Raw genomic sequence first — 24,505 nt, 5'->3', positions numbered from 1 at the left:
CCCCCTCAGGCCTGATGCGCCAGTAAAAGGGGACAGGTCGAAGAATACAAACCCGCCATCTCCTTGATAACTCAGGCCCCCTGACTAGGCTCGGAGTGTCGCATTGAAGCGGCACTCACTTACTGTTCAGGAGTAACACCATGAAAGCTATCAGCCTCGAATCGAAAAAAATCGCCAACCTGCACTGCCTCATTGCGGCCAAAGCCCGCTAAGTGAAGTGAATGATGAAGCTGGGAGGATGACCTTCCAGCTTCATCACTGGCCATGTTCGGGGTTACACACACAATGCATATCAACCCACACTTCTTCATCCTTGCACGCCCGCCTTATACCGTTATCTGGAACTACAAAGACCACACCCAGTTTGAACTGGACTCGCTGTATTCCTCCCGCCTCATAAGCCTGATTGAAGACCCCTCCTTGTTCGACGGCGCAAGTGAAATCGACGCGGCCTTCCTGAGCGCCGGGTTGTTGTGCGTCGATGAGCCTGTGCAACCTGAATGGGGTTGGGACGAGCTGTCGAAGATTTTCCACATCGGCACCAAGAACCTGCCCTTTGAACACGTCCCCAGCGATATTCACGAATGGTCCGCGCAGTATCTGGAGCATTGCCAGGAAGTACTCGACACACAACCTCCCGCCGCACGTTTCAGCAAACACTCCAATGCGCAGCTGATTTCCTTGCCGGTACCGGCGCTGGAGAGCCCCGGAAATGACCTCACACGCGTCCTTCTTCAAAGAAAAACCTCGCGTTCGTTCTCAGAGCAAGCTGTCACGCTGGATGATTTAAGCCGCCTGCTTTATCTGGCCCTGGGCTATCTCAAGGAGCGCGAAGCCGATACCGGCGACAATGTCCCCGAAGCCTTCAGGGCACGGCGCAGCAGCCCGTCCGGGGGTGGCCTGAACGCCTGCGAAGGCTACGTTTACGCGGTGCGCGTCGAAGGCCTGGAACCCGGTATTTATTACTACCACCCGGAACGGCATGCGTTACGGCGCGTCCATGCGCTGCCCGCGGCACCATTAGGGCAATTGCTGGCAGGGCAACACTTTATCAATGACCTGCCGCTGGGTTTGTTCCTCACAGCGCGTTTTGACAAGTTGTGGTGGAAGTATGAGCACTCGCGCGCGTACCGCATGGCTTACGTCGAGGCCGGGCATATCTCTCAAACGTTCCAGCTGGCCGCAACCGACCTGGGATTGTCCACCTGGTTGACCGGAGCACTGAGTGACGAACAGGTGGAGAAATTGCTCGGGCTCGAAGAGGCCGCAGAGCAACCGTTGTTCTTTGTCGGCGCGGGCTTCGGCGACGGCCAGGCGCAATGCAAGGAACTCAAGGCGCTGATGGAAAACCCGGAGCACACGCAGTAATGCCTTCCCTCACCACCGGGGCTGGCCGCAGCCGCCAATACACGCTGGGGGACTGGCATAACCGAGCGTCGGTGCGCACTAAAAAGAACAGCTATGCGCTGCCACCCGTGGCTGATCTGGAGCAGCAGCTGCACACCAAAGGCTGGTTCCCGCCCTCGTTCATCCATTATTTTGCCCACCCGGCGATCGAACAGGCTTCGCGGCAGGCTCGTCACCGGTTGGCGGCGAATCACTTGGTGTACTTCCTCAACTACACGACGATACTCGAACACAAGATCGTCAACCGCGCGGTGGAAGTCCTTATTCACGACGAATTGCGCATCCAGCTGCCGCACGCGATGAAGATTGCGGCATTGCAGTTGTACACCGACGAGGGTTATCACGCGCTGTTCTCCTACGAACTGGCGGCGCAGGTGGCGGAGTTTTATCGGATGCCCGTGTGGGACGCGCCGCCAAAGCGCATCCGCTTGTTACTCGATTTGCTCGACATCGGCAGCGACAGCAGCCGTGCGTTGCGCTGGTTCATGGTCGGTTTTGTCTCCGAAACGATCATCGCCAAGGAGCTGCTGGACCTCACCGGTGACACGCTGGTGCCCACGGTGTACCAGATGTTCAGGGAACACCTGGAAGACGAAGCCCGGCACAGCCGGTATTTTTGCGAAGTATTCCAGTACCTCTGGCCACGTTTGTCGTCGGCTCAGCAACTCGCCTCAGCCCGGCAATTGATCGATATCATCCTGGTGTTCTCTGAGGTGGACGAACACTGGTTGGCTGCCAGCCTGGCCAGCGCAGGCATTGCGCCAAACGAGGCAGAACAGGTCATCCAGCAAGTTGTGGCACCCGACGCCCGCGCCCGACGCGCTCGGTCCGGTGCCACAGCGACACTCCTGGCGATGAAACGCGCCGGTTTTTTTGAGCAGCAGGCCCACAGGGAATTGTTCAGCATGGCGGGACTCATCGATGCCTGAAGTACTGGATCGCACTCAACGCGCAACCAAGGTTGCCGCCGTCGTACTGCTCATGACCATGGTCATGCTCGGCGTATTCCCGATCGATGTGCTTCTGCCATCGTTCCCCGCGCTTTCAACACACTTCAACACCACGCCTTCGGACATTGCATTGTCCGTCAGCGTGTTTGCTATCGGCATTTCCCTCTCGCAGCTGCTGATCGGGCCCTTGTCTGACGCACTCGGTCGCAAGAACCTGCTGCTGGGCGGCATGGCCGTCTCGATGGTGGGGGCACTGGGCTGCGTGTGGGCCAGGGACTACAGCGCCTTTCTGATATTCCGCGTAATCCAGGCGGTAGGCTGCGGCTGTTTTGTATTATCCCAGGCGTTGGTGCAGGACTTGTTTGTGGGTAAAGAGCGTGACCGTCTGCGCATCCTGATGGTGACGGCAAGCGGGATCTTCATTTCGATCTCGCCCCTGGTGGGCACCGTGTTGCAACACGTACTGGATTGGCAGGGCAGCTTTTATGTGTTCGCCGCCATTGCCGTCGTGGTATTCGTCAAGGCATGGGTGTCGCTGCGCAACCCGCCGGCACCGAATGTGAGGCCGGGTTTCAACCTCTTCAAAACCTACCGGCAGCTGTTTCGCAACCTCCATTTCATTGCGTACTGGCTGATCTGCGCCATTGTGTTTGCCTGCCATTTCTCGTTTATCGTGGTTTCGCCCCTGGTCTTCATCGAACAGTTGCACATGAGCAACTATGAGTTCTCGCTGATGCTGTTGCTTTACGGTGCCGCTTACGTGCTGGGTGGCATGCTCGCCGGTGTGCTCAATAAACGCATGGAATCCTCCACCCAAATAAGCACGGGCCTGGGCCTGATTGTGCTTGCCGGGCTGACGATGATGCTGCTGGCGAGCCTTTACGGCTTGACCCCCGTCACAGTGTTGGTGCCCATGATGATCTGCACGGCAGGCACGACCATCACGCGACCCGCCGCAACCTCCAGAGCGATGGAGTTGTTCCCGGACAACGCCGGCGCCTCGGCTTCGGCGGGCAATACGATCATTTTTATCGGCGGCGGGTTGATCAGTGCGTTGGTCAATCTCAGCTTTTATGATCTTCAAATGACGCTGGCCATCAGCTTCATCGTCCTTGGCAGCCTTGCGCTGCTGATCAACGAACGCATCAATCGGGCCGCCTCTGCCAGACAAAAACCGTTGGCGGAGTCTTGACCCATGGGCAATCAAGGCCTGGCACATCCCCGCTGCACCACCCACGCCAACGGCAACGTCAAACACAACAGCCCCGCCAGCACCGTGGCCGCCACCGGCACGCCCAGCGCGTCCCCCACACCACCGAACAGCACCGGTGCCAGCGCGCCGCCGCCAATCGTGCCGGTATAGAACACTGCGAAGGCCTGCTCGCGTTTACCCGCGCCAGCCAGGTCCGGCACAGCCCCGTACAGCACGGAAGATGTGCCATTCAGCGCCAGGCCCAGCACAGGCAACATCAGCATCAGCCCTGTCAGCGGCAGGTACACCGCGGCGACGATCAACAGCGCCGTAGACGTTTCGGTCAGCCACACGGTCTTCATCATGCCAATGCGTACGCCGAGGTAGCCGCAGAGCAATTTGCCGAAGGCGCCGCCGATGAACAGCATCGTCAGCGCCAGGCCAATGCCTGCAGTGCCTGCCCCCTTGGCTTGCAGCAGGAACGGCAGAAACGTCAGGAAGCCCATGCGCACAGCGCTGTCCAGTGTCCCGGTGAGGACAAGGGCGCGCAGGCCCGTCGCGGAGCCGGTTCCGCTGAGGGACTTGGCCTTGTTTGTCGAGGAAAATTCGGATGCTTGAGCAGGAACGCACCACCACAACAGGCCCGCCGCTGCCAACCCCAACAGCCCAAGCAACGTAGCGCTGGCGCGCCAACTGATCACGGTAAGCAACAGGCCAACCAGGCCCGGGATCAGGGTTTTGCCGATGTCACCGCAGAAGTTGTATTGAGACAACGCTTGCTTGACCCCGCCACCGTTTTCGTAAGCCTCCGTAATCATTGAAGAAGCCAGCGGGTGTTGAGTGCTGGCGCCCAGACCGCCCAACACCAATGCCATCAACAACACGGCCAATCCCGTCGCTTGCCCCGCCCATAAATACGCAACACCCGCCAGCGCGGTGCCGCCCACCAATAAAGGGACACGCCCCCAGCGCCTGGCGGCGCGACTGGCCATCAACTGAAAGACCGCCATCATCCCGGAATAGGCGCCGCGTAAAAGTCCGATCTGGGCGTAGGACAACGCGAACTGAGCCTGCCAGATCGGCAGTAGCACATAGATGGCGTCGGTCAGCCCGTCGTGTACGGCATGAGCGCTGCAACCGGCGATCAAGGTGCGGCGCCGGGTTGAGACGTCCAAGGCAGGCATGGCAGCGGTGTCACTCATGGTGTAGGCACCCGCTCAGGTTTGAGGGGCTTCCAGCCGGTCAGGGCTATCAGCAGCGTCAACAGTTGAAAACCGATAATCAGCGCTACGCAGCCTGTCCAGCCCCAACGTGCCCAGATCAACGCCGGAAACAGGGCACCGCAACTGCCGCCCAGGTAATAACACGTGAGGTAAACGCCTACCGCGCCGGCTTTGTTGTCGCGCGCGTTGGCGGTGGTAAAGGCATTCGCGGCGGCCTGGGCGAGAAATACGCCGGTGGAACTCAGAGCCAGCCCTGCAACGATGGACCACAACGAAGGCAACAGGGTCAGCGCCGAGCCAGTCACGCCGAGCACAGCGGCAACGGTCAGCAGTTCTGCATGGGGCCTGGCTTTGCTCAGACGCCCCGCAACCGGGATGACCACTAATGCCAACAGGAACACCGTGTAAAGCGTACCCAAAGCTGCAGGGCCGAGGTTGAAAGGCGGCAAGCCAAGGTACAAACCTGCGTAGGTAAATGCCGCAACCTGGGAGAACAGTACGCAAAATCCTACGGCATACGCGGCGAGCAAAGGTCTGCGGAAAATGCCAGAGACAGAGGCGTCAACCGTTGAGGTTTGCCGGGGGTTGGGCGGCAACAAAAACTGAATGAAACCACCCACCATCAGGCTCACCGCCGCCAGCAATTCAAAGGCTTCGCGCCACCCGACATACTCGGTCATCCACCCTGTGAGAAAGCGCCCGGCGAACCCGCCCAGTACCGTACCGGCTACATAGAGGCTGGTGACTTCGGTCACCGTGCCGCCGCGCCACCGGTCGCCGATATAGGCCACGCTGGTGGCAAACACCACCGGGATCAACAGGCCTTCGGCAAAGCGCCATACCAGCACTTGCGCAAAACTGTCGGCATGGGCAGTCATCAACGCGGGCAGCGCCAGCAACAGTGCCGCCGCGACAATGACCGTGCGCTGCTCAAAGCGCCCGGTCAGCCGGCTGACAAACGGTGCCGTCATCGCCACGGCCAGTGTGGTCACCGTGATGCTCCAGCCTGCCATATCCGTGCTGACGTGAAACTGCGCGGCAAAGGTTTGCAGGATGCTCTGGGTGGCATAGAGGTTGAGAAACGCCGCACAGCCACACAGGAACAGGGCCAGCCGGGCGCAATGCAGGCGCGGTTTCATGAAACCTCTCGTTTTATTTTGTGCGGTCTTTATAGAATGGCCGACGGGTCTTCAACCAATACCGATTTCCAACCGATCAATACCCCAAGGATCAGGATGCTCGACCTACGCAAGCTGCGGTACTTTCTGACCGTCGCCGAAGAATTGCACTTCGGCCGCGCCGCCCTTCGCCTGCACCTGGCACAGCCACCCCTGACCCGGCAGATCTCGGCACTGGAAACCGAGTTGGGTTTCAAGCTGTTTGATCGCACCAGCCGCACGGTGACCCTCACCGCTCAGGGCCGCTCGTTTTTGCCCTACGCGCGTGGCGTGCTGGAGCAGGTCGAACTGACGCAAACAATCGCCAACAAACTGGCCGCCGGCACGGCCGGGCAATTGGCGCTGGGGTACGTCAGCTCGATTGCCCTGTCGGACTTGTTCAGCCAGGCGATCCAGGCATTTGCCCAGCGGTTTCCCGACGTGCAACTGACCCTGGTCGAATGCGCTTCCGGCAGCCTGGGTGCACAGGTAGCGGATGGGCGCCTGGATATCGGCCTGAGCCGCCTTCTGCCGCATAACGATGAGGTGCAGGCATTGTCACTTGGAGAGGAGCGCCTGGTGGCGGCGATATCAGTCGACAACCCGCTGGCAGACCACTCCCACGTCAGCCTGGCGCAACTCAGTGCTCACCCGCTGATTCTGTTTCCACCGGATTATGGCTCGGGGCTGAACCAGTCCATCGAACAGCTCTACCGGCACCACGGCCAACCGCTGCGGCCCGGGCCGACGGGCCGGCAAATCACCTCGATTATTGCGCTGGTTGCTGCCGGGCAAGGGGTGGCGCTGGTGCCGGAGTGCACGCAAAGTCTGATGAACAAAGGCGTGACCTATCGACCCTTGGTGGAAGCAGACGCCTGTGCGCAGTTGCTGGTTCTGACTCCGACTGCAACAAAAAGTGTGCTAGTTGATGCCTTTCTCACCGTCATTACCGAAGCCTTACACACCCGGTAACACCCCCGCAAAACCCCGCAATACCTCTCTCCGGCGGCATCCCACGGTGCTCATACACTTCAGACACTCTCCTGCCAAAGACCGGTCATCGACCGACAGTAGGTAGAGTGGTGATCATTTATTTTTAGTGGTTATAGTCACCACCAACACACGCCACAAGGAGGTGATGTGGATAGCCGATATTTGATAGGGCATATCGTCGCGGACGGCTGGTATCTGGTACGCACCCGAGGCAGTCACATCATTTCAAGCACCCGACCAAACCAGGCCTGGTGACAATTCCCCATCCAAAGAAGGACCTGTTGGACAAGACCGCCAAGAGCATTTTGAAACAGGCTCTGTTGGGTTAATCGTCCGTGGAGGACAACAGACATGCTTTACCCCATCGCAATTTCAACCGGCGACGAAGACCACGCCTGGGGTGTGGAAGTGCCGGACATTCCGGGCTGCTACTCGGCAGGCGACGACCTTGACGACGCCATGGCCATGGCCCGCGAGGCCATTGAAGGGCACTTCGAGATTCTGGCCGAGGACGGCGCGCCGATTCCAGGCGCACAGAAAGTCACCCTGCATGCGGCCAACCCGAAATACGCAGGCTGCACCTGGGCGGTGGTCGATATCGATGTGACCAAGTACCTGGGCAAGGCGCAGAAGCTCAATATCACCCTGCCCGGCTACCTGCTGAACCGTATTGATGAATATGTGTTGAACCACCCGGAGGAAAAAAGCCGTTCCGGCTTTCTCGCGTCGGCGGCGCTTAAGGTGTTGCAGCAGGAACGCCAATAGCTGCCCGGAAAAGTCCTACGAAGAGGATGAGCTCGTTTCGGGATGATATCGGCACGCATCACCGATACCAGGAACACAACAATGCTTGAGCCCACACAACGCACGCCAAAACATGTTCTGCGGCAAGTAACAGGCTGGGTGCTGGTTTTGCCACTGCTCGTCTCGTTTTTGTCATTGCCATTTCCCTTTGGGGGGGTACTCGCACTGGGATCGATTGCCGCGTCGGTTTATGGCACAAGGTTCGCCAGGCGCTGCGCCAGTCGAGGTGTGGCGATGTTCGCGTTGATCATCACGCTGCTTAACGTTATTTCGCTGGTAGGGATCAGCGAAGCCTCACTGCTTAAAGGGCTCTATCGAATATCCTGGCTGTATTGGTACCCGTACTACTCCAATTGGGTTTACTGGAACCTTTGAGCGCTGGGAGAATTCGACCGCAAGAAACGTAGTTTCCAGCCCGTAGAGGAGAACTACAGTAGCGCTGCACCTGTTAAATGCCCTTCGAGGAACCCGCCCATGGCCTACGAATACACACTCATGCCCTCCCCCGTTGGCCAACTGACACTGGTGGCTCGCGACGGCAAGCTCTGCGCGATCCTGTGGGAGCAAGACCGCCCCAACCGGGTACGCCTCGGCCCGTTGTACGAAGCCAATGACAGCCCGGTCCTGCTGGAAACCGAGCGCCAGTTGAAAGAGTACTTCGCCGGCACGCGCAACCACTTCGAGGTGGAACTGGACTTCGCGGGCACAGACTTCCAGAAGCAGGTCTGGCACGCGCTGTTGACCATTCCCTTTGGCGAAACCCGCAGCTACAGCCAGATCGCTCATCAGATCGGCAACCCGAAAGCCGTGCGCGCCGTGGGCGCGGCCAACGGGCGCAACCCCATTTCGATCATCGCGCCGTGCCACCGAGTGATTGGTGCGTCGGGCGGCCTGACCGGGTTCGCCGGGGGGCTGGAAGCCAAGCAGTATTTGCTTGCACTGGAAGGCCCGGAGCAAGCGGAGCTGGCCTTTTGAGGGGCGCGAAACCAAGGCGAAAACGTCGCTCATCGGGCTAATTGTAAAAAGAAATTTCAGCGCACCCCTGCGGTCCATATTTTCATCACCCTCCCTTTCAAGGAAAACGGTCATGAAATTCTCCGCAGTCTCGCAAACCCTGTCCCGCTGGGCAGGCAGCCCCCGCACGTTCTACGCCGCGGTGGCGCTGATTCTGGCGTGGAGCCTGAGCGGGCCGTATTTCCACTACAACGACACCTGGCAATTGATCATCAACACCTCGACCACCATCATCACCTTCCTGATGGTGTTCCTGATCCAGAACACGCAAAACCGCGACAACGACATTCTGCACATCAAAATCGACGAGCTGCTGCGCGTCTCCAAGGATGCACAAAACGCTGTGTTGAGCCTGGATGGACTGGACCGCAAAGAGCTGGAAAAACTGCGCAAGGAATATCGCAGCATCGGCAGCGCCGGCACCGTGAGCCTCAACAGCAGCTGCGGCGCCTCGGCTGACGACGCAGCGCAGGCCAAGACGGATCTGAACCAGGCATAAAAAACGGCGGCTGGATACTCTCCAGCCGCCGTTTTTTGTATTAAGAAACGCGATCAACCGTCGCCTTGATGCCCCTTGCCGTAGGTCGATGCCAAGGCGCGGGCCTTCTGCAGACGCTCCTCCAGCTTGGGCAGCGTCTCATCCACCAGCGCCTTTATTTCCGGCACTTCGGAGGCGGCACCCTCCTGTTTGAACAGGGCAATGGCGTCTTCATTTTCCTTGACCTGCTGCGCCGTGTAGGCGGCATCAAAGGAGTCGCCGTCCTTGAGTTCAGGCATCAGGGTTTCGGCCTTGTCCACGATCTTTTCCCGCGGCGCCACCGGCAGGTCGAGCTTCCTGGCGATGGCTGCCAAGTGCTGATTGGCCAATGTGCGCTCGTTGATCACCTCGATGGTGTAGTCCTTGATTTCCTGGGACGAGGTCTTGGCGTGGGCCATGCGGCTGGTTTCGATATCGGCCATCCCTTTGGCCGAAGCCTGCTCGATGAATTCAGCCGGCGACTGGGCGAAAGCATTGCTGGCGCCGAGGCCCAGCAGCATCGCGAAACTGGCGGTGCGTAACCGGATAGCCATACGGCTCATGGTGGGTTCCTCCAGGGCAAAAATAAGGTCGAGGGGATTACCCCCGCCCTGAATTCGAATTTTCAGGGCGGCAAAGGTTTAGAAAAAACTCGCCAGTGCGACGAACGGTCATCCGTTGTTCAGGCCGGTTTGCTGCCGAAAAGCCCCGGCAACGCATGCGCCAAGGCGTTAATGGCAAAGCCGATAAACATCACGCCGCAGAGTTTGGTGATCAGGATTTCATGGCGCTGATACACGGTGCGCACACGCTGGGCGCCGACCACACCGACCAGTATCGCGTAGGCCAGCAAGCCGCCCACGAAGCTGAGAAAAATCAGCGACGGCAACATCGCCCAGGTCAGCAATTCGGCGCGGCTGGACAACAACGCCGTGAAGGTCGCGACCGCTACCGGGTAAGCCTTCGGGTTGGTCAGGCCAAACAGAATGCCGTGCCAGAACGGATGCCGCGCCGCGCCCTGAGGAGCGTCGCTGCTGCGACGCTGGGTACGGATTGCGCGCCAGCCGAGCCAGAACAGGTACAGGCCGCTCAGCACGCCCAGCACGTCGAAGGCGCTGCTGCCGACTTCCCGTGCGCCGACAATCGCAATCAGCGCGGTACTGCACCACACCACATCTCCCAGCAAATGCCCGCACAGGAAACCCGCCCCGGCACGACGGCCACGCGCGGCACCAATGCCAAACACAGCGAGCACGCCCGGACCAGGCGTAATACCGTAGATAAAACCCGAAGCGAGGACGGCGAGCAGCAAGGATGGGGTCATGGTCGCGACTCTGACAGACGGTTAAGAAGTGCAGGGATTCTGCACGTTCTGACGCTACGGGTAAAACTTCATTCCTGCATAGGGCCTGGCATGACAGGCTTGCAGGCGCGAGGCCAAGTCACCGACATGGGCCTCCAGCTTGTGACCATCGGGGTCGAGAAAATAGAACGACGCGCCTTCGCTGCGGTTATCACGCCACTCCTGCACGCCAGCGCCGCGCAGGCGCGTGACCAACGCGGTGAAATCAACGGCATCGATGCTGAACGCATAATGGGTGTAGTCGGCAGCCGAGGTTGAATCGCGCATGGGGTCAAGTGACAGGCACAACCACAGGCCGGGCAATGACAGGTAGGCGCCGTTGTCCCACGTGGCGTCGAGTTTCAACTGCAGCAGTTCATGATAGAAATCGACGCTGCGCGACACGTCCGTGACGGCCAGGGTCAGGTGGTTGAGGCCTGAGAGCATGGTGTTCTTATCCTGTTAGCGTTGGTCTTCGGACAATACACCCTGCACCCGCCCAATCAACCACTGCAACCCCGAATCGCCGCCGCGCCGCACATGCCACGCCAGCTCCACCGCAAAGGATGGGATATGAAACGGTGGCGGCACAGCCACCAGGTGCTGATGATCAATGTTGAGCAAACCCCGTGACGACACCGTGAGAATCAGGTCGGTGCCCTGGATCAACTGCGGCGCCACGCCCCAGTGCGGCAAGCTGATTGCCACATGCCGCCGCTGACGAATCGCCTTCAATGCCCGCTCGATTTCCGGCGTGCCGCTGCCGCGCATTTCCAGCAACACATGGGGGCGCGACAGATAGGTAGGCAAATCCAGAGCAGCGTTTTCCGCCAGGCTGTGGCGGTCCACCAGGCAGGTGTAATGCTCTTCGAACAACGGCGTGGTACGCAGCTCGGCGGGCATGTCAGGGAAGACACCGGCGGCTACGTCGAGATCGCCATTGAGCACGCCGTCCACCATGCCCTCGCGGCTGGCCTGGACGATTTGCAGGTCAATGCCGGGGGCTTCACGGCGTAGAACCCGCACGAGATTTGGCAGGAAAATCGCCGCACTGTAGTCCGACATCGCCACACGAAATGTGCGCTTGGCCGATGCCGGGTCGAAACGGTTTGGCGCCAGCAATGCCTGCACTTGGGCCAACGCTTCGGCCAGGGGAGTGGCCAGCTCCAACGCCCGCGCCGTCGGCACCAGGCTACCGCCCTGACGAACCAATAGTGGGTCGCCCAACAGATCTCTCAAGCGGGCCAATGCGTGGCTGACCGCCGGCTGACTCAGGTGCAAACGCTCGGCCGCGCGGGTGACGTGTTGCTCCGCGAGCAAAGCGTCGAGGATCACCAGCAGGTTGAGGTCGATACGGCGCAGATCATTCACCAGTTGCATACCCGGCATAAGAACTTGGAATTTAAATTTGCGCGACGAATGCCCTACAGTCCAGAAAAACATCCGGGAGATTCAACATGACGACGTTGCATTGGGCAGGCTTGTTGGCGCTGGCGGTCATCGCCGGGGCGGTGGTGCCGTTTCAGAGTGCGATCAACGCCAACCTCGGCCGTGGGCTCGGCCACCCGCTGTGGGCCACCCTGGCCTCGCTGTTGGTGAGCATTATTGTGTTGCTGCCGGTGATTCTGGCGATGCGCCTGCCACTGCCCAGCCTGGCGTTTATTAAACAGGCGCCGCTGTGGATGTGGGCCGGTGGCGCCTTTGGTGTGTGTTTTATTTCCCTGGCGCTGATGCTGTTGCCCAAGCTCGGCGCTTCCGGCTTTATTGCCCTGGCGATGGCCGGGCAGATACTGGCGTCACTGGTGCTCGACCACTTCGGCCTGTTCGGGCTGGTGGAGCGCCAACTGACAACGCCCCGCGTGTTGGGGGCGTTGTTGTTGATCGGCGGCGTGGTGTTGATTCAATTCAGCGCCACACCCGCCCGCGCACTGGCAACGGCGGGCTGATCAGCCCTTGTCGAGGGTACGCAGTTTTTGCGGCAAGCCCCACAGCAACAGCGCCGCCGCCAGCAGTGCGCACACGCCAATCACGTAAAGCGCCGGAGTGGTGCTGCCGGTGAGGTCCTTGATGCGCCCCACCATCACCGGGCTGACGATGCCGCCAAACTGCCCCAGGGTGTTGATCACCGCAATGCCGCCTGCCGCGCCTGCCCCGGCGCCGGCCAGCAGCTTGGGCGGCAAAGTCCAGAAGGTCGGGATCGAGGCGATAATGCCCGCGCCCAACATGCCCAGGGCAATGATCAGGAACGTGGTGTGATCGGCAAAAATCCCGGCACTGAAAAAGCCGATCGCGCCGAGCACCACCAACCCGCAGACAAATTTGCGCCGCTCACCGGTGGCGTCCGACAAGCGCCCGATCACTACCATGCTGATCGCACCGCACACATAAGGAATCGCCGTGAGCAGGCCGATCATCACCGGGCTCTGGGTACCGGCGCTGCGGATCAGTTGCGGGGCCCAGAAGTTGAGGCCGTAGGACGCCACCTGGATCAGGAAGTAGATAAACCCAAGCATCAGGAACCCCGGAATGCGCAGCGCCGACAACAGCGAGCCACCGTGCTGGTTGGGTTCATGTTTGGCGATGCGGCTGGCCAGCAGGGTTTTCTCCGCAGGCGTCAGCCAATGGGCGTCTTCGATGCGGTCCTTGAGCATTGTCAGCACCAGGAAGCCCAGGCCAATGCAGGGCAAGCCGCCGAGCAGAAACAACCAATGCCAGCCGCGCATCTGCAGCACGCCATCAAGGTGTTCCAGCACCAGGCCGGAGAATGGCGCGCCTACCAAACCGGCGAACGCCGATGCCAGAAACAGCATCGAGGTAATACGCCCCCGGAAGTGCTGCGGAAACCACAAGGTCAGGTAATACAACACGCCCGGCGCAAAACCCGCCTCCATCGCACCGATTAAAAAGCGCAGTGTGTAGAACTGCCATTCGGCGGTGACAAACACCATGGCCGCCGTTGCCAGCCCCCAGGACATCATGATCCGCGCGATCCAGCGCCGCGCGCCGACCTTGTAGAGCATCATGTTGCTCGGCACTTCGAAGATCACGTAACCCACCACAAACAACCCGGCACCCAGGCCGTAGGCGGTGTCGCTCAGGCTCAGGTCGGCTTGCAGCTGGAACTTGGCGAAACTGATGTTGATGCGATCAAAAAACGCAAACAGATAGCACACCATGATCAGCGGCATCAGGCGCCAGGCGACCTTGCTGACCAGGGCTTTTTCGGCATCGATTTCAGCGGCCGGGCGCGCGCCGGCCTCCAACGTATTAGTGCTCATGGTTTCTCTCCAGCGGGCTGCTCACAGGCGCCCGATTGTTTTTGTTGTCTGGTGCGGGTTTACAGCGTGGCGATATAAGCCGGTGGCGGATGCAGGTCGCAATTACGCCCGGCTTTGGCCACTTGGCCGGGTAGTTCATGACCCAGCAAGGCGGTCAAACGGCAAGACAGTTGCAGCACATGCGGCAAGTCGATGCCGGTGTAAATGCCGACCTCTTCGCACAGGTTGACCAGGTCTTCGGTGCAGATATTGCCCGACGCCCCCGGCGCAAACGGGCAACCCCCCAGGCCGCCGAGCGCGGCATCAAAACGCCTGGCCCCGGCTTCGTAGGCGGCCAGCACATTGCACAAGCCCAGGCCACGGGTGTTGTGGAAATGCAGGGTCAAATCCCTGGCCGAAACGCGTTGCAACACGCGCTTGACCAGCCGCTCGACCTGACGCGGGTTGGCCATGCCGGTGGTGTCGGCGAGGCTGATGCCCTGAATACCCAGCGCCTGATACGCGTCGACGATTTGCAGTACGCGGTCTTCATCGATCTTGCCTTCGAACGGGCAGCCGAACGTGGTGGCGATGCTGGCGTTGAGGCGCACCGGATGGTCGGCGGCAAAGCGTGTGATATCGCCAAATGCCGCCAGCGACGCCTCGCACCGCATGCGCATGTTTGCCAGGTTGTGGGTCTGGCTGGCCGACATCACCAGGTTCAGTTCATCGGCGCGCGACTCGATGGCGCGCTGGGCACCCTTGAGGTTGGGGATCAGTGCCACGTAGATCACGTCGGGGTTGCGCTCGATGCCCTGGAAGACTTGCTCGCCATCGCGCAGTGCCGGGATGGCTTTAGGCGAGACGAACGAGCCCGCTTCAATCCGCGAAAAACCGGCGATGGAAAGCTGGTCGATCAACGCGATTTTGTCGGCGGTCTCAACCCAGGTCGGCTCGATCTGCAAGCCATCGCGCGGCGACACTTCCTGCACGATCAGCGCGTCGGAATAATCAGAAATCATTGCACCACTCCCGAGGTTTTCAGGCGTTGAATATCGGCCACTGTCAGGCCCAGGCTGCCGAGGATGTCGTCCGTGTGCTGGCCCAGCGTCGGACCTTGCCAATTCACTTCGCCAGGGGTTTCGGACAGCTTGGGCACGATGCCGGGCATTTTTACCGACACACCGCCGGGCAGTTCGGCATTGAGCAGCATGTCACGCGCCTGATAGTGCGGGTCGCCGACGATATCGGCCACCGAGTAGATGCGCCCGGCCGGTACTTCGGCGGCTTCCAGGGCACTGAGCACCGCGTCGATCGGCAGGCTGCTGGTCCAGTGGGTGATGGCGGCATCGAGCAAACCACTCTTGGCGGCGCGGCCATCGTTGTGGGCAAATTCCGGTGCGTCGGCCAGGTCCGCGCGGCCGATGGTGTGCATCAGGCGCTTGTAGATCGGGTCGCTGTTGCCGGCGATCACCACATAGGCGCCGTCGGCGGTCAGGTAAGTATTGGAGGGCGCGATACCCGGCAAGGCGCCGCCGCTGCGTTCACGCACATGGCCGAGCATGTCGTATTCCGGCACCAGGCTTTCCATCAGGTTGAACACGCTTTCGGCCAGCGACACGTCCACAATCTGCCCGTCGCCCTGGCCGGTCTTGACCCGCAGCAACGACATCAACGCGCCGATCACGCCGTGCAGGGAGGCCAGTGAATCCCCCAGGCTCACACCCACCCGCGCCGGCGGCGAATCCGGGTTGCCGGTGGTATAGCGGATGCCGCCCATGGCCTCGCCGATCGCGCCAAAGCCCGGGCGGTCGCGGTATGGCCCGGTCTGGCCGTAGCCGGAGATGCGCACCAGGGTCAGCTTGGGGTTGATGGCGTGCAGCACGTCCCAGCCCAGCCCGAGTTTTTCCAGGCCGCCGGGGCGCAGGTTTTCGATCAGCACGTCGGCATCGCCGAGCAGTTGCTTGATCAGGCCCAGGCCTTCCAGGGACTTGAGGTCCAGCGCCAGGGACTTCTTGTTACGCGATTGCAGGTACCACCACAGCGACGTGCCTTCATGCAGCTTTCGCCATTTGCGAAGCGGATCACCCTGCCCCATGGCTTCGATCTTGATCACCTCGGCGCCAAACTCGGCCATCAGCCGGGCGGCGAATGGCGCGGCAATCAGCGTGCCGATCTCGATCACCTTGATACCGCTCAGGGGAGCCGTCATCGGGTGTACCTCTTGTTCTTGGAATGTGGGGCCAAGACTAGAGGACTGAAACGGTGGAAATCCAACCGTCAGTTGGCAAGTAGCGTTCTCGAATGGCGAACGCTTGAAGACGCCATCGCGGGCGAGCCCGGCTCCCACCTGGGAACGCGGTCACCTGTGGGAGCCGAGCTTGCCCGCGATGGGGCCGCCAGGGTTTCGCTTAATCCATTGACCTGCTCAGGTACTCAAACAACAACTGACTGACCGGCGACAACTGCGCCTCATCACGCACCACCAAAATCAACCGGCGATCCGACCACGCATCCGTCAGCGGCACGGCATGCAAGCCCAGCGCGCGGCCAAACAGCTCATAGGCTTTCTGCGGCAGGATGCCAATGCCCATGTTCGCCTGCACCATCCGGCACATCGCATCAAACCCCGGCACATGGATGCGCAGGCGCAAGGTCTGGCCGGCCTCACGCGCGGCGGCGTGGGTGCGCATGTTGATGGAACTGGCCGCATGCAGGCCGACGTAATCGCTGCCCAGGGTTTCGGCAAACGCCAGACGCGTGCGCGACGCCAATGCATGATCGGCGGGCATCAGCACCACCAGTTTGTCGTGGCGATACAGCACGCTGGGCAGGCCTTTGGTGTCGGTATCGCTGGAGCAAATGCCCAGGTCCGCCACACCGTCGAGCACGCCTTGCACCACGCCGTGGCTGGGGCGCTCCTCCAGATCGGTTTTTACCGCAGGGTGCAACTCGGAAAAGTCCCGCAAATCTTCAGGAAGAAACTGAATAATTGCCGACAGATTGGCCAGCATGCGCACGTAACCACGCACCCCGTGGCTGTGTTCGCCCAGCTCCAGGCCCATTTTTTCGACGTTGAACAGCATCTGCCGTGCATGGTGCAGCAGCGTTTCACCGGCGGCCGTCAGGTCCATGCCCTTGGCCCGCCGCACAAACAGGCTGACGCCCAGCACCTGCTCCAACTCCATCAGGCGCTTGCTCGCTGCCGACACGGCGATGGCTTCGCGAGCCGCCGCGCGGGTCAGCGTGCCTTCTTCGAACACCGCCACAAACAACTGCAGGGTGATCAGGTCCAGGCGGCGCACCAGACTCTTGTGCAACATCAGCGGCGCTCGTCGGCCAAACGATTGATTCCGGCTTGCTCGACCACCGGTTGCGGCGCCCCTGCGCTCGCCGCCTGCAACATTGCCCGACCCACCGTTTCAGTGCTGATCACCCAGTCCGGTTTAAGGCGGCGGAAAAACGACAGCAACGGCCCGAGCACGGTATAGAACGACTGGTACAACGGCGTCTTCGAACGCACACCGTGCAACGGCTGAATCACCCCCGGCCGGAACAGGTACACCGCCTTGAACGGCAGGCGCAGCAAGGCGTTTTCAGTCTTGCCCTTGACCCGCGCCCACATCGATTTACCCGCTTCGGAGCTGTCGGTGCCGGCGCCGGACACGTAGATAAAGGTCATCTGCGGGTTGAGCCGGGCCAGGGTGCTGGCCGCGACCAGCGTCAGGTCATAGGTGAGGTGGGTGTATTTGGTTTCATTCATGCCCGCCGACGACACGCCGAGGCAGAAGAAGCAGGCATCGAAGCCTTGCAACAGGTTTTCCAGGGGCTGGAAGTCCAGCATGTCACTGTGCAACACCTGGTGCAGCTTGCCGTGTTCCTGGGTGAGGGGCGTACGGCCGACGGCGACCACTTCCTGCACGTCATCGGCCAGCAGGCACTCGCGCAGCACGCCTTGGCCGACCATGCCGGTGGCGCCGAAAAGCAGAACTCTCATAGGGGGGACCTCAGCGGCAAGCCGCACGCTTCATGCTCAAGTTGAATGCAGATCAGCTTGTAGCTTAACGCTTGCCGCTCAAGGCTGCCCCTATCAAAACGCGTTGCGGAAAATCTCCTCGATCTGACGCTGATCGGCCCGCCGCGGGTTGGTCAGCCCGCAGGCATCCTTCAGGGCATTGGTGGCCAGCAGAGGAATGTCCTGCAGCCTGGCGCCCAGCTCGCGCAAACCGGCCGGAATGTCCACGTCATGGGCCAGAGTGCGAATTGCCGCGATAGCCGCCTGGGCGCCCTCTTCGGGGGTGATGCCCTTGATATCGGCGCCCAGTGCACGGGCCACGTCGCTCAAGCGTTTGGCGCTCACGCTGGCGTTGAAGCTCTGCACATGGGGCAGCAATACCGCGTTGCACACACCGTGGGGCAAGTCATACAAACCGCCCAACTGATGCGCCATGGCGTGTACAAACCCCAGCGACGCATTGTTGAAAGCCATGCCGGCGAGGAACTGCGCGTAGGCCATGTTTTCCCGTGCGGTCTTGTCGCTGCCGTCGCGCACGGCCAGGCGCAGGTTGGCGCTGATCAGTTCGATGCCCTTGATCGCGCAGGCGTCGGTGATCGGTGTGGCGGCAGTAGACACATAGGCTTCGATGGCGTGGGTCAGCGCGTCCATGCCGGTGGCGGCGGTCAGGCCCTTGGGCATGCCGACCATCAGCGCCGGGTCGTTGACCGACAGCAGCGGCGTGACGTTGCGGTCGACGATGGCCATTTTCACATGGCGAGTTTCATCGGTGATGATGCAAAACCGCGTCATCTCGCTGGCCGTGCCGGCAGTGGTGTTGATGGCCACCAGCGGCAGCTGCGGTTTGCTCGAGCGGTCAACGCCTTCGTAGTCGCCGATGTGCCCGCCGTTGGTGGCACACAGCGCAATGCCCTTGGCGCAGTCATGGGGCGAACCGCCGCCGAGCGACACCACGAAATCGCAGGCATTGGCTTCCAGCAGCGCCAGGCCTTTCTCGACGTTGTCCACATTCGGGTTGGGCTTGGCGCCGTCGTAAATCACCGAGTCGATGTCCTGCATCGCCAGCTTTTCGGCGATCATGCCGGCCACGCCCGCATTCGCCAGCCCGACGTCGGTGACAATCAACGCCTTGCGAAAGCCGTAGTTGCGGATCGCAGTCATGGCCTCGTCGAGGCAGTCAGTGCCCATGATGTTCACGGCGGGGATGAAAAAGGTGCTGCTCATGGTCAATCCTCAGAGGCGTTATGCCCACAGCATCAACCTCTACCACGCAGCGCATCTTGATCAGGATCAACGCCGGCTCGTGATAAAGTCACCGCCCAGCCGATTTCGAGTAGACCCGCCGCAATGAAGGATTTCCAGGATATTGACGCCCACCTTGAAGACTGGAGCGCACTGCGCGCAGCCGTCGACTTCAGCGGGATTCTGATCGGTAACGGCGCAAGCCGTACGATTTGGGAAGACTTCTCCTACGACTCGCTGTTTGAAAACGCACGCACGGTGGAAGAAAAACCTCTTGGCCAGTCTGAACTCAGCGTGTTCGACGCCCTGCAAACGCGCAGCTTCGAGCAAGCCCTGGGCGCGCTGAAAACCACCAGCCGGGTCAACAAGGCCCTGGCCGTCAGCTCGGCGGCGCCGCGTAACCGCTACTACGCGATCAAGGAAGCGCTGATCAACACCATCCACGCCGTGCACATTCCGTGGCGCCTGGTGCAGCCGTCAACGCTGGCGACGATCAACGCCGAACTGGCGCGCTACGCCACGGTGTTCACCAGCAATTACGACCTGCTCAATTACTGGGCGATCCTGCACACACCGGGTATCGATGACCTGTTCCGCAGCGCCGACGCCAGCTTTGATCTGCGCGACACCCGCACCGAGGCCACACGCATTCTCTACCTGCACGGCGGCCTGCACCTGGTGCGCAACCTGGATGGCACCGCGCGCAAACTGCCGTCCACCGACAGCACCTTGCTCAGCAGTTTTGCCATCAACAACACGATCAAGACGCTGGACGATGTGCCGCTGTTTGTCAGCGAAGGCAAGGTTGAGGAGAAGCTCAAGACCATCCGCAGTTCGGATTACCTGTCGTTCTGTTATGAGCAATTGCTGAGCCACAAAGGGGCGCTGTGCATCTTTGGCCATGAGCTGGGGGCCCAGGATAAACATCTGGTGGATGCGATTCGCCAGGCCAGGCTGACGACTTTGGCGATCTCGGTGTCGGGGCGCAGTGACGGGTTTATTCGTCAGCAGAAGCGGCGGTATTCGGAGTTGTTCGAGGGCACGGGTGTTGAGTTGAAATTCTTTGCGGCGCGCACGCATCCGCTGGGCAACCCGGCGCTGTCCGTCCCCGTCGAACGCTGACCCCCGAACATAACAGATCAAAAATGTGGGAGCTGGCTTGCCTGCGAAAGCGGTGTGTCAGCTTGTACATTTGTCACTGATAAACAGCTATCGCAGGCAAGCCAGCTCCCACATAAATTGCATTTCAAATGTCGATCAGCGTCATTCTTCAGCGCTGTGGACAACGACCAGCAGCTGCGCCTGCACCTCCCCCACCGAGCGAATCCGGTGCGGCTTCTGCGCATTGAAATGCAGCGCATCCCCCCGTTCCAGAATCACCCGCTCATTCATGAAGTCCACTTCCACCTGGCCTTCATGCACAAACAAAAACTCCTCACCCACGTGTTCCTTGAAGGTCTTGTCGGTGAATTCCGCCGGCGGATAAATGATGAACGGCAGCAGGCTGCGCTCGCTGACCTGATGGGCCAGCACCGCGTAACCCGGCGCCGTGTCCGGGCGTTCATGGCTGCGCACCAGGCTGTAGCTGTCGACGCTCACGCTGTCTTCGCTGAACAGCTCTTCAACCTTCACGTTCAATGCCTTGGCCAGTTTCAGCGCAGCGGCAATCGACGGCGTGTTGAGCCCGCGCTCGACCTTGGACAGGTAGCTCTTGGTCATCCCGGATTTTTCAGCCAATACATCCAGGGTTACGCCAAGTTTTTTTCTCAATAATTTCAAACGGATAGACATGTGCTGCGATTAATCCATGCAGAAAGGCGAGAGCTGCGCTTGCTAATGACACAAAGTGTCATATAGCATCTTTAGTGTCATTTGCAGCCACCGAGGGCACCCGATATGGCCAAGACATTAGCACTCCCCAAAGACCAACTGGTCAAGCAAGCGCTGATCCAGATGCAAAACACCCTGGCGGATAATACGTGGACTGACCGGCAAAAGCTGGCGCTCACCTGCCGCATCCTCTTCGAACACGGCCACGACTCCGGCCTGGCCGGGCAGATCACTGCACGCGGGCCAAAACCTGGCACCTATTACACCCAGCAATTGGGCCTGGGTTTTGACGAGATCACCGCCAGCAATCTGCTGCTGGTCAACGAGGATCTTGAGGTGCTCGAAGGCCACGGCATTCCCAACCCGGCCAACCGTTTTCACACGTGGGTGTACCGCGGACGGCCGGATGTGAACTGCATCATCCATACCCACCCCACGCACATTGCAGCGCTGTCGATGCTGGAAGTGCCGCTGCAGGTGTCGCACATGGACCTGTGCCCGCTGTATGAAGACTGCGCGTTTCTGCAAGCCTGGCCGGGCGTGCCGGTGGGCAATGAAGAAGGGGAAATCATCACCGCCGCGTTGGGCGACAAGCGCGCGATATTGCTCTCGCACCACGGCCAGCTGTCCACCGGGGCGAGCATCGAGGAAACCTGCGTGATCGCCCAGCTGATCGAGCGCGCGGCGAAATTGCAGCTGCTGGCGATGTCGGCAGGCAGCATCAAACCGATCCTGCCCGAGCTTGGGCGCGAGGCCCATGACTGGATCTCCAAGCCCAAGCGCCATGGCGCCGCGTTCAATTACTACGCCCGGCAGAACCTGCGCAAGCACGCCGATTGCCTGAACTGATCCCTTTTCGACCGGAGACTTCCCATGTCCAGCCCCCCTATTCACGGCATCATCGGCTACACCATCACCCCGTTCAGCGCCGACGGCTCACGCATCGACCTTGACGCACTCGGCACCTCCATCGACCGTTTGATCGCCAGCGGCGTACACGCCATCGCCCCGTTGGGCAGCACTGGCGAAGGCGCCTACTTGAGCGATGCCGAATGGGATGAAGTGAGTGCCTACAGCCTGGCGAAAATCGCCCGGCGCGTGCCGACCGTCGTCAGCGTGTCCGACCTCACCACCGCCAAGGCCGTGCGCCGTGCGCGGTACGCCGAGGCCAACGGCGCCGACGTGGTGATGGTGTTGCCCGCCTCGTACTGGAAGCTCAGCGAAGCGGAAATCCTTGCCCATTACGCCGCGATTGGCGACAGCATCGGCGTGCCGATCATGCTCTACAACAACCCGGCCACCAGCGGCACGGACATGTCGGTGAATTTGATCCAGCGCATCATCAAGCAGGTGGCCAATGTGACCATGGTCAAGGAAAGCACCGGGGATATTCAGCGCATGCACCAACTGCGTCGCCAGACAGAGGTGCCGTTCTACAACGGCTGCAACCCGCTGGCGCTGGAAGCCTTCGCGGCCGGCGCCAAGGGCTGGTGCACGGCGGCGCCGAACCTCATTCCTCAGCTGAATCTGGATTTGTATGACGCGGTGCTGGCAAATGATCTGACGAAGGCACGGGAGCTGTTTTATCGTCAGTTACCTCTGCTGGAGTTCATCCTCAAGGGTGGTTTGCCGGCGACGGTCAAGGCCGGGTTGCGTTTGACCGGGTTGGAGGTGGGTGATCCACGGTTGCCAGTGTTCCCGTTGGGTGAAGCCGGGATCGAACAGCTGAAAACACTGCTGCGCTAACGCCGCAGCCCCTGTGGGAGCTGGCTTGCCTGCGATAGCAACACCGCGGTCTTTCAAGTGAACCGAGGCGATGCCATCGCGGGCAAGCCCGGCTCCCACAGGAATCAGGTCTCATATTTTTGACGGGCAGATTTCTTACATAGAGACAAATGACAATAGTTCTCGATATCATTCGCGACTTTTCTACGTCGTGCTTCGTCAAGAAGGATATCCATGTCTCGTCCAGAGCCCGACCCGTTGTCGGCCGATGCCTTTCGCGGGTTTTATGCAGACATTCTGCATTTCCTGCGCAAGCGCACCGACAACGCCAGCGACGCGGCGGACATGACCCAGGATGTTTTCACTCAATGGCTGGACTACCGCGACCGGGCCAAGGTCGAGCAGCCACGGGCGTTTCTGTTCCAGATGGCGCGCAATCTGCTGCGTGACCACTGGCGCAAACAGAAGGTACGGCAAACCACTCACCCGGATCAGGCCGAAAGGGACGCCGAGCCGGTCGCCGACGAGCAAACCGACCCCATGGCCGCCGCGCAGCGCTTGCAACGCCTGGAACAGTTGAAAGAAGTCCTCGCAGAACTCTCGCCCCGCAGGCGAGAAGCCCTTATGCTGCACCGCTTCGAAGGCCTCAGCCAGGCGCAGATCGCCGAGCGCATGGGCATTTCGACCAGCATGGTGGAAAAGCACATCGCTTTTGCCCTGCTGCACTGCAAGCGACGCCTTCAAATCGAACCCGGCACGGAGCAGCCAGAATGAACCGCCTGAGCGACACCGACGCTTTGGACATCGAGCACAGCGACTCCATCGATGCCCAAGCCGCCAGCTGGTTTGCCCGCAACCGCAGCGAAGCGGGGCGAGCCGACCGCAAGGCTTTTGCCGCCTGGCAAGCCGAACCCGCCCATGCGCGCGCCTATGCCGAATTCGAGCAACTGTGGGCCGACCTCGCCCAGCTACAGCAATTGAACAAACCCGTGGCACTGCCCAAGCGCAAAGCATCGATGTGGCGCCCTGCCCTCGCGGTGGCGGCTGCACTGGTGTGCGCAGTGCTGACCACCAATGTCGGCGCACCCCGCACGCTGTATCACGCCCAGGTCGCCGCCCACTCCAAGGGCATGCGCACCCTGAACCTGCCCGACGGCAGCACCTTGTACGTGAACGCCAACACGCGCCTGCGCCTGGCGTTCAGCGCCGATCAACGCATCATTCATCTGGACAAGGGCCAGCTGTATATCGAAGTCGCTGCCGATAAAGAGCGACCGTTGTATGTGCAGGCCGGCGAGGCGACGGTGCGGGTGGTGGGTACCGGGTTTGATGTACGGCGCAGCCAGCAGCAACTGGTGGTCAGCGTCGCCCATGGCCAGGTCGCGTTTGAACCGGACGCCAAAAGCCCCGTGGCCCTGCTCGGCGCCCAGCAACGCGCCATCTACAGCTACGCCAAAGCCGGCCTGCAACAACAAACCCTTACCGCCGAAGAAGTGGCGGACTGGCGCAGCGGGCATTTGTCATTTCGCAACCGCGAACTGGCCAGCCTGATCGACGAACTGAGCCTCTACCGCCCCCAGGCCCCGTTGCAGGTGAACAAGGCCGTGGCTCAGTTGAAGGTCTCGGGCAACCTGGACGTGAATGATCCGGACGCCCTGCTCAACGCCCTGCCCGCCCTGCTGCCGGTGAAAACCGTGGCCTCGGCCGACGGCATTGTGAGAATCGAACCCCGCAAATAAGGCGCCCCGGCACACACTTGAGAATATTTTGCATTCGCATGTGTGGATTTTTTTGCCTGCCCCGTCTTCTTCCCGACTGTGTTTGATACGCACACCTT

Annotated in this window: 27 protein-coding genes and 1 pseudogene; 15 read left to right on the top strand and 13 right to left on the bottom strand. The window is 60.7% G+C overall.

Features of this window, described 5'->3' with window-relative positions; all coding sequences use genetic code 11:
• Positions 1-285 precede the first annotated feature (285 nt).
• Genes ATI14_RS14335 through ATI14_RS14325 form a run of 3 tightly spaced genes read left to right on the top strand, consistent with a single transcriptional unit; the run spans position 286 to position 3,549 of the window.
• Positions 286-1,368 carry a SagB family peptide dehydrogenase gene (locus tag ATI14_RS14335; RefSeq protein ID WP_016971306.1) on the top strand — a complete coding sequence of 361 codons (1,083 nt, stop codon included), beginning with the start codon at positions 286-288 and terminating at the stop codon, positions 1,366-1,368.
• Positions 1,368-2,336 carry a diiron oxygenase gene (locus ATI14_RS14330; protein ID WP_016971305.1) on the top strand — a complete coding sequence of 323 codons (969 nt, stop codon included), beginning with the start codon at positions 1,368-1,370 and terminating at the stop codon, positions 2,334-2,336. The genes ATI14_RS14335 and ATI14_RS14330 overlap by 1 nt, the downstream gene beginning before the upstream one ends.
• Positions 2,329-3,549, top strand: coding sequence for a multidrug effflux MFS transporter (locus ATI14_RS14325; RefSeq protein WP_016971304.1), 1,221 nt, complete (start codon positions 2,329-2,331; stop codon positions 3,547-3,549). Before ATI14_RS14330 ends, ATI14_RS14325 begins: the two co-directional genes overlap by 8 nt.
• 11 nt (positions 3,550-3,560) lie before the next feature.
• Here the strand turns inward: ATI14_RS14325 and ATI14_RS14320 are convergent, their stop codons facing one another.
• On the bottom strand, positions 3,561-4,751 hold the full coding sequence (locus tag ATI14_RS14320; RefSeq protein WP_016971303.1) for an MFS transporter: 1,191 nt from the start codon (positions 4,749-4,751) through the stop codon (positions 3,561-3,563).
• Entirely contained in the window at positions 4,748-5,911 is a 1,164-nt protein-coding gene (locus ATI14_RS14315; RefSeq protein WP_016971302.1) for an MFS transporter, read from the bottom strand. The genes ATI14_RS14320 and ATI14_RS14315 overlap by 4 nt, the downstream gene beginning before the upstream one ends.
• A 96-nt stretch (positions 5,912-6,007) precedes the next feature.
• Between ATI14_RS14315 and ATI14_RS14310 the strand changes: the two genes are divergently transcribed.
• The 6 genes and pseudogenes from ATI14_RS14310 (at position 6,008) to ATI14_RS14285 (ending at position 9,239) form a co-directional block, all read left to right on the top strand.
• A complete protein-coding gene (locus tag ATI14_RS14310) occupies positions 6,008-6,901 on the top strand; it encodes a LysR family transcriptional regulator (RefSeq protein WP_016971301.1) in 894 nt (297 codons plus the stop codon).
• Positions 6,902-7,069: 168 nt separating this feature from the next.
• A pseudogene (locus ATI14_RS14305) lies at positions 7,070-7,251 on the top strand (type II toxin-antitoxin system HicA family toxin).
• Positions 7,252-7,273: 22 nt separating this feature from the next.
• Positions 7,274-7,687, top strand: a complete 414-nt coding sequence (locus ATI14_RS14300) for a type II toxin-antitoxin system HicB family antitoxin (RefSeq protein ID WP_016971300.1) — start codon at positions 7,274-7,276, stop codon at positions 7,685-7,687.
• 81 nt (positions 7,688-7,768) lie between these two features.
• Positions 7,769-8,101, top strand: a complete 333-nt coding sequence (locus tag ATI14_RS14295) for a hypothetical protein (protein WP_016971299.1) — start codon at positions 7,769-7,771, stop codon at positions 8,099-8,101.
• Between the two features lie 99 nt (positions 8,102-8,200).
• Positions 8,201-8,701 carry a methylated-DNA--[protein]-cysteine S-methyltransferase gene (locus tag ATI14_RS14290; protein ID WP_016971298.1) on the top strand — a complete coding sequence of 167 codons (501 nt, stop codon included), beginning with the start codon at positions 8,201-8,203 and terminating at the stop codon, positions 8,699-8,701.
• Between the two features lie 112 nt (positions 8,702-8,813).
• Positions 8,814-9,239 carry a low affinity iron permease family protein gene (locus tag ATI14_RS14285; RefSeq protein WP_016971297.1) on the top strand — a complete coding sequence of 142 codons (426 nt, stop codon included), beginning with the start codon at positions 8,814-8,816 and terminating at the stop codon, positions 9,237-9,239.
• Between the two features lie 53 nt (positions 9,240-9,292).
• Here the strand turns inward: ATI14_RS14285 and ATI14_RS14280 are convergent, their stop codons facing one another.
• The 4 genes from ATI14_RS14280 to ATI14_RS14265 all read right to left on the bottom strand — a co-directional run bounded on the left by ATI14_RS14280 (position 9,293) and on the right by ATI14_RS14265 (position 11,979).
• Positions 9,293-9,820, bottom strand: coding sequence for a DUF4142 domain-containing protein (locus tag ATI14_RS14280; protein ID WP_016970450.1), 528 nt, complete (start codon positions 9,818-9,820; stop codon positions 9,293-9,295).
• 119 nt (positions 9,821-9,939) lie between these two features.
• Complete coding sequence (locus ATI14_RS14275; RefSeq protein ID WP_016970449.1) at positions 9,940-10,581, bottom strand: LysE family translocator; 642 nt, start codon at positions 10,579-10,581, stop codon at positions 9,940-9,942.
• A gap of 54 nt (positions 10,582-10,635) precedes the next feature.
• Complete coding sequence (gene fos, locus ATI14_RS14270; protein WP_016970448.1) at positions 10,636-11,046, bottom strand: fosfomycin resistance glutathione transferase; 411 nt, start codon at positions 11,044-11,046, stop codon at positions 10,636-10,638.
• 15 nt (positions 11,047-11,061) lie between these two features.
• On the bottom strand, positions 11,062-11,979 hold the full coding sequence (locus tag ATI14_RS14265; RefSeq protein WP_418330251.1) for a LysR family transcriptional regulator: 918 nt from the start codon (positions 11,977-11,979) through the stop codon (positions 11,062-11,064).
• Positions 11,980-12,056: 77 nt separating this feature from the next.
• Here ATI14_RS14265 and ATI14_RS14260 point away from each other — a divergent pair, with 77 nt between their 5' ends.
• Positions 12,057-12,545: a DMT family transporter gene (locus ATI14_RS14260; protein ID WP_016970446.1), complete on the top strand. Its 489-nt coding sequence runs from the start codon at positions 12,057-12,059 to the stop codon at positions 12,543-12,545.
• Here ATI14_RS14260 and ATI14_RS14255 read toward each other — a convergent pair whose 3' ends face one another.
• The 6 genes from ATI14_RS14255 to yiaY form a co-directional block, all read right to left on the bottom strand.
• Positions 12,546-13,877: an MFS transporter gene (locus ATI14_RS14255; RefSeq protein ID WP_016970445.1), complete on the bottom strand. Its 1,332-nt coding sequence runs from the start codon at positions 13,875-13,877 to the stop codon at positions 12,546-12,548.
• 59 nt (positions 13,878-13,936) lie between these two features.
• Complete coding sequence (locus ATI14_RS14250; protein ID WP_016970444.1) at positions 13,937-14,878, bottom strand: hydroxymethylglutaryl-CoA lyase; 942 nt, start codon at positions 14,876-14,878, stop codon at positions 13,937-13,939.
• On the bottom strand, positions 14,875-16,068 hold the full coding sequence (locus ATI14_RS14245; protein WP_016970443.1) for a CaiB/BaiF CoA transferase family protein: 1,194 nt from the start codon (positions 16,066-16,068) through the stop codon (positions 14,875-14,877). The genes ATI14_RS14250 and ATI14_RS14245 overlap by 4 nt, the downstream gene beginning before the upstream one ends.
• A gap of 199 nt (positions 16,069-16,267) precedes the next feature.
• Complete coding sequence (locus tag ATI14_RS14240) at positions 16,268-17,179, bottom strand: LysR family transcriptional regulator (protein ID WP_016970442.1); 912 nt, start codon at positions 17,177-17,179, stop codon at positions 16,268-16,270.
• Positions 17,179-17,853: an NAD(P)H-binding protein gene (locus ATI14_RS14235; protein WP_016970441.1), complete on the bottom strand. Its 675-nt coding sequence runs from the start codon at positions 17,851-17,853 to the stop codon at positions 17,179-17,181. Before ATI14_RS14235 ends, ATI14_RS14240 begins: the two co-directional genes overlap by 1 nt.
• 93 nt (positions 17,854-17,946) lie before the next feature.
• Positions 17,947-19,095 carry an L-threonine dehydrogenase gene (gene yiaY, locus ATI14_RS14230; RefSeq protein ID WP_016970440.1) on the bottom strand — a complete coding sequence of 383 codons (1,149 nt, stop codon included), beginning with the start codon at positions 19,093-19,095 and terminating at the stop codon, positions 17,947-17,949.
• Between the two features lie 123 nt (positions 19,096-19,218).
• Here yiaY and ATI14_RS14225 point away from each other — a divergent pair, with 123 nt between their 5' ends.
• Positions 19,219-20,235, top strand: coding sequence for a DUF4917 family protein (locus ATI14_RS14225; RefSeq protein ID WP_016970439.1), 1,017 nt, complete (start codon positions 19,219-19,221; stop codon positions 20,233-20,235).
• A 141-nt stretch (positions 20,236-20,376) separates the two neighbouring features.
• Here ATI14_RS14225 and ATI14_RS14220 read toward each other — a convergent pair whose 3' ends face one another.
• Positions 20,377-20,904, bottom strand: a complete 528-nt coding sequence (locus tag ATI14_RS14220; RefSeq protein WP_016970438.1) for a helix-turn-helix domain-containing protein — start codon at positions 20,902-20,904, stop codon at positions 20,377-20,379.
• A gap of 105 nt (positions 20,905-21,009) precedes the next feature.
• Between ATI14_RS14220 and ATI14_RS14215 the strand changes: the two genes are divergently transcribed.
• The 4 genes from ATI14_RS14215 (at position 21,010) to ATI14_RS14200 (ending at position 24,407) form a co-directional block, all read left to right on the top strand.
• Positions 21,010-21,792 (top strand): aldolase, encoded by a 783-nt coding sequence (locus ATI14_RS14215; protein ID WP_016970437.1) that lies wholly within the window; start codon positions 21,010-21,012, stop codon positions 21,790-21,792.
• Positions 21,793-21,816: 24 nt separating this feature from the next.
• Entirely contained in the window at positions 21,817-22,689 is an 873-nt protein-coding gene (locus ATI14_RS14210; RefSeq protein ID WP_016970436.1) for a dihydrodipicolinate synthase family protein, read from the top strand.
• Positions 22,690-22,902: 213 nt separating this feature from the next.
• Positions 22,903-23,442 (top strand): RNA polymerase sigma factor, encoded by a 540-nt coding sequence (locus ATI14_RS14205; protein ID WP_016970435.1) that lies wholly within the window; start codon positions 22,903-22,905, stop codon positions 23,440-23,442.
• A complete protein-coding gene (locus ATI14_RS14200; protein ID WP_016970434.1) occupies positions 23,439-24,407 on the top strand; it encodes a FecR family protein in 969 nt (322 codons plus the stop codon). Before ATI14_RS14205 ends, ATI14_RS14200 begins: the two co-directional genes overlap by 4 nt.
• Positions 24,408-24,505: the final 98 nt, after the last annotated feature.

Origin of the sequence: Pseudomonas tolaasii NCPPB 2192 (assembly GCF_002813445.1) — a bacterium.
In the GTDB taxonomy this organism is placed as follows: domain Bacteria; phylum Pseudomonadota; class Gammaproteobacteria; order Pseudomonadales; family Pseudomonadaceae; genus Aquipseudomonas; species Aquipseudomonas tolaasii.
Note: the sequence above shows the minus strand (reverse complement) of the source record. Positions and strands in the feature narration are given on the sequence as shown.

Bases quoted from the DNA above. Each gene is read 5' to 3' on its own strand.
- ATI14_RS14215 (WP_016970437.1), top strand. From the start codon at position 21,010: ATGGCCAAGACATTAGCACTCCCCAAAGACCAACTGGTCAAGCAAGCG.
- ATI14_RS14235 (WP_016970441.1), bottom strand. From the start codon at position 17,853: ATGAGAGTTCTGCTTTTCGGCGCCACCGGCATGGTCGGCCAAGGCGTG.
- ATI14_RS14225 (WP_016970439.1), top strand. From the start codon at position 19,219: ATGAAGGATTTCCAGGATATTGACGCCCACCTTGAAGACTGGAGCGCA.
- ATI14_RS14260 (WP_016970446.1), top strand. From the start codon at position 12,057: ATGACGACGTTGCATTGGGCAGGCTTGTTGGCGCTGGCGGTCATCGCC.
- ATI14_RS14240 (WP_016970442.1), bottom strand. From the start codon at position 17,179: ATGTTGCACAAGAGTCTGGTGCGCCGCCTGGACCTGATCACCCTGCAG.
- ATI14_RS14210 (WP_016970436.1), top strand. From the start codon at position 21,817: ATGTCCAGCCCCCCTATTCACGGCATCATCGGCTACACCATCACCCCG.
- ATI14_RS14250 (WP_016970444.1), bottom strand. From the start codon at position 14,878: ATGATTTCTGATTATTCCGACGCGCTGATCGTGCAGGAAGTGTCGCCG.
- ATI14_RS14275 (WP_016970449.1), bottom strand. From the start codon at position 10,581: ATGACCCCATCCTTGCTGCTCGCCGTCCTCGCTTCGGGTTTTATCTAC.
- ATI14_RS14220 (WP_016970438.1), bottom strand. From the start codon at position 20,904: ATGTCTATCCGTTTGAAATTATTGAGAAAAAAACTTGGCGTAACCCTG.
- ATI14_RS14200 (WP_016970434.1), top strand. From the start codon at position 23,439: ATGAACCGCCTGAGCGACACCGACGCTTTGGACATCGAGCACAGCGAC.
- ATI14_RS14205 (WP_016970435.1), top strand. From the start codon at position 22,903: ATGTCTCGTCCAGAGCCCGACCCGTTGTCGGCCGATGCCTTTCGCGGG.
- ATI14_RS14280 (WP_016970450.1), bottom strand. From the start codon at position 9,820: ATGAGCCGTATGGCTATCCGGTTACGCACCGCCAGTTTCGCGATGCTG.
- fos (WP_016970448.1), bottom strand. From the start codon at position 11,046: ATGCTCTCAGGCCTCAACCACCTGACCCTGGCCGTCACGGACGTGTCG.
- ATI14_RS14295 (WP_016971299.1), top strand. From the start codon at position 7,769: ATGCTTGAGCCCACACAACGCACGCCAAAACATGTTCTGCGGCAAGTA.
- ATI14_RS14330 (WP_016971305.1), top strand. From the start codon at position 1,368: ATGCCTTCCCTCACCACCGGGGCTGGCCGCAGCCGCCAATACACGCTG.
- ATI14_RS14325 (WP_016971304.1), top strand. From the start codon at position 2,329: ATGCCTGAAGTACTGGATCGCACTCAACGCGCAACCAAGGTTGCCGCC.
- ATI14_RS14320 (WP_016971303.1), bottom strand. From the start codon at position 4,751: ATGAGTGACACCGCTGCCATGCCTGCCTTGGACGTCTCAACCCGGCGC.
- ATI14_RS14300 (WP_016971300.1), top strand. From the start codon at position 7,274: ATGCTTTACCCCATCGCAATTTCAACCGGCGACGAAGACCACGCCTGG.
- yiaY (WP_016970440.1), bottom strand. From the start codon at position 19,095: ATGAGCAGCACCTTTTTCATCCCCGCCGTGAACATCATGGGCACTGAC.
- ATI14_RS14335 (WP_016971306.1), top strand. From the start codon at position 286: ATGCATATCAACCCACACTTCTTCATCCTTGCACGCCCGCCTTATACC.
- ATI14_RS14285 (WP_016971297.1), top strand. From the start codon at position 8,814: ATGAAATTCTCCGCAGTCTCGCAAACCCTGTCCCGCTGGGCAGGCAGC.
- ATI14_RS14245 (WP_016970443.1), bottom strand. From the start codon at position 16,068: ATGACGGCTCCCCTGAGCGGTATCAAGGTGATCGAGATCGGCACGCTG.
- ATI14_RS14315 (WP_016971302.1), bottom strand. From the start codon at position 5,911: ATGAAACCGCGCCTGCATTGCGCCCGGCTGGCCCTGTTCCTGTGTGGC.
- ATI14_RS14265 (WP_418330251.1), bottom strand. From the start codon at position 11,979: ATGCAACTGGTGAATGATCTGCGCCGTATCGACCTCAACCTGCTGGTG.
- ATI14_RS14310 (WP_016971301.1), top strand. From the start codon at position 6,008: ATGCTCGACCTACGCAAGCTGCGGTACTTTCTGACCGTCGCCGAAGAA.
- ATI14_RS14255 (WP_016970445.1), bottom strand. From the start codon at position 13,877: ATGAGCACTAATACGTTGGAGGCCGGCGCGCGCCCGGCCGCTGAAATC.
- ATI14_RS14290 (WP_016971298.1), top strand. From the start codon at position 8,201: ATGGCCTACGAATACACACTCATGCCCTCCCCCGTTGGCCAACTGACA.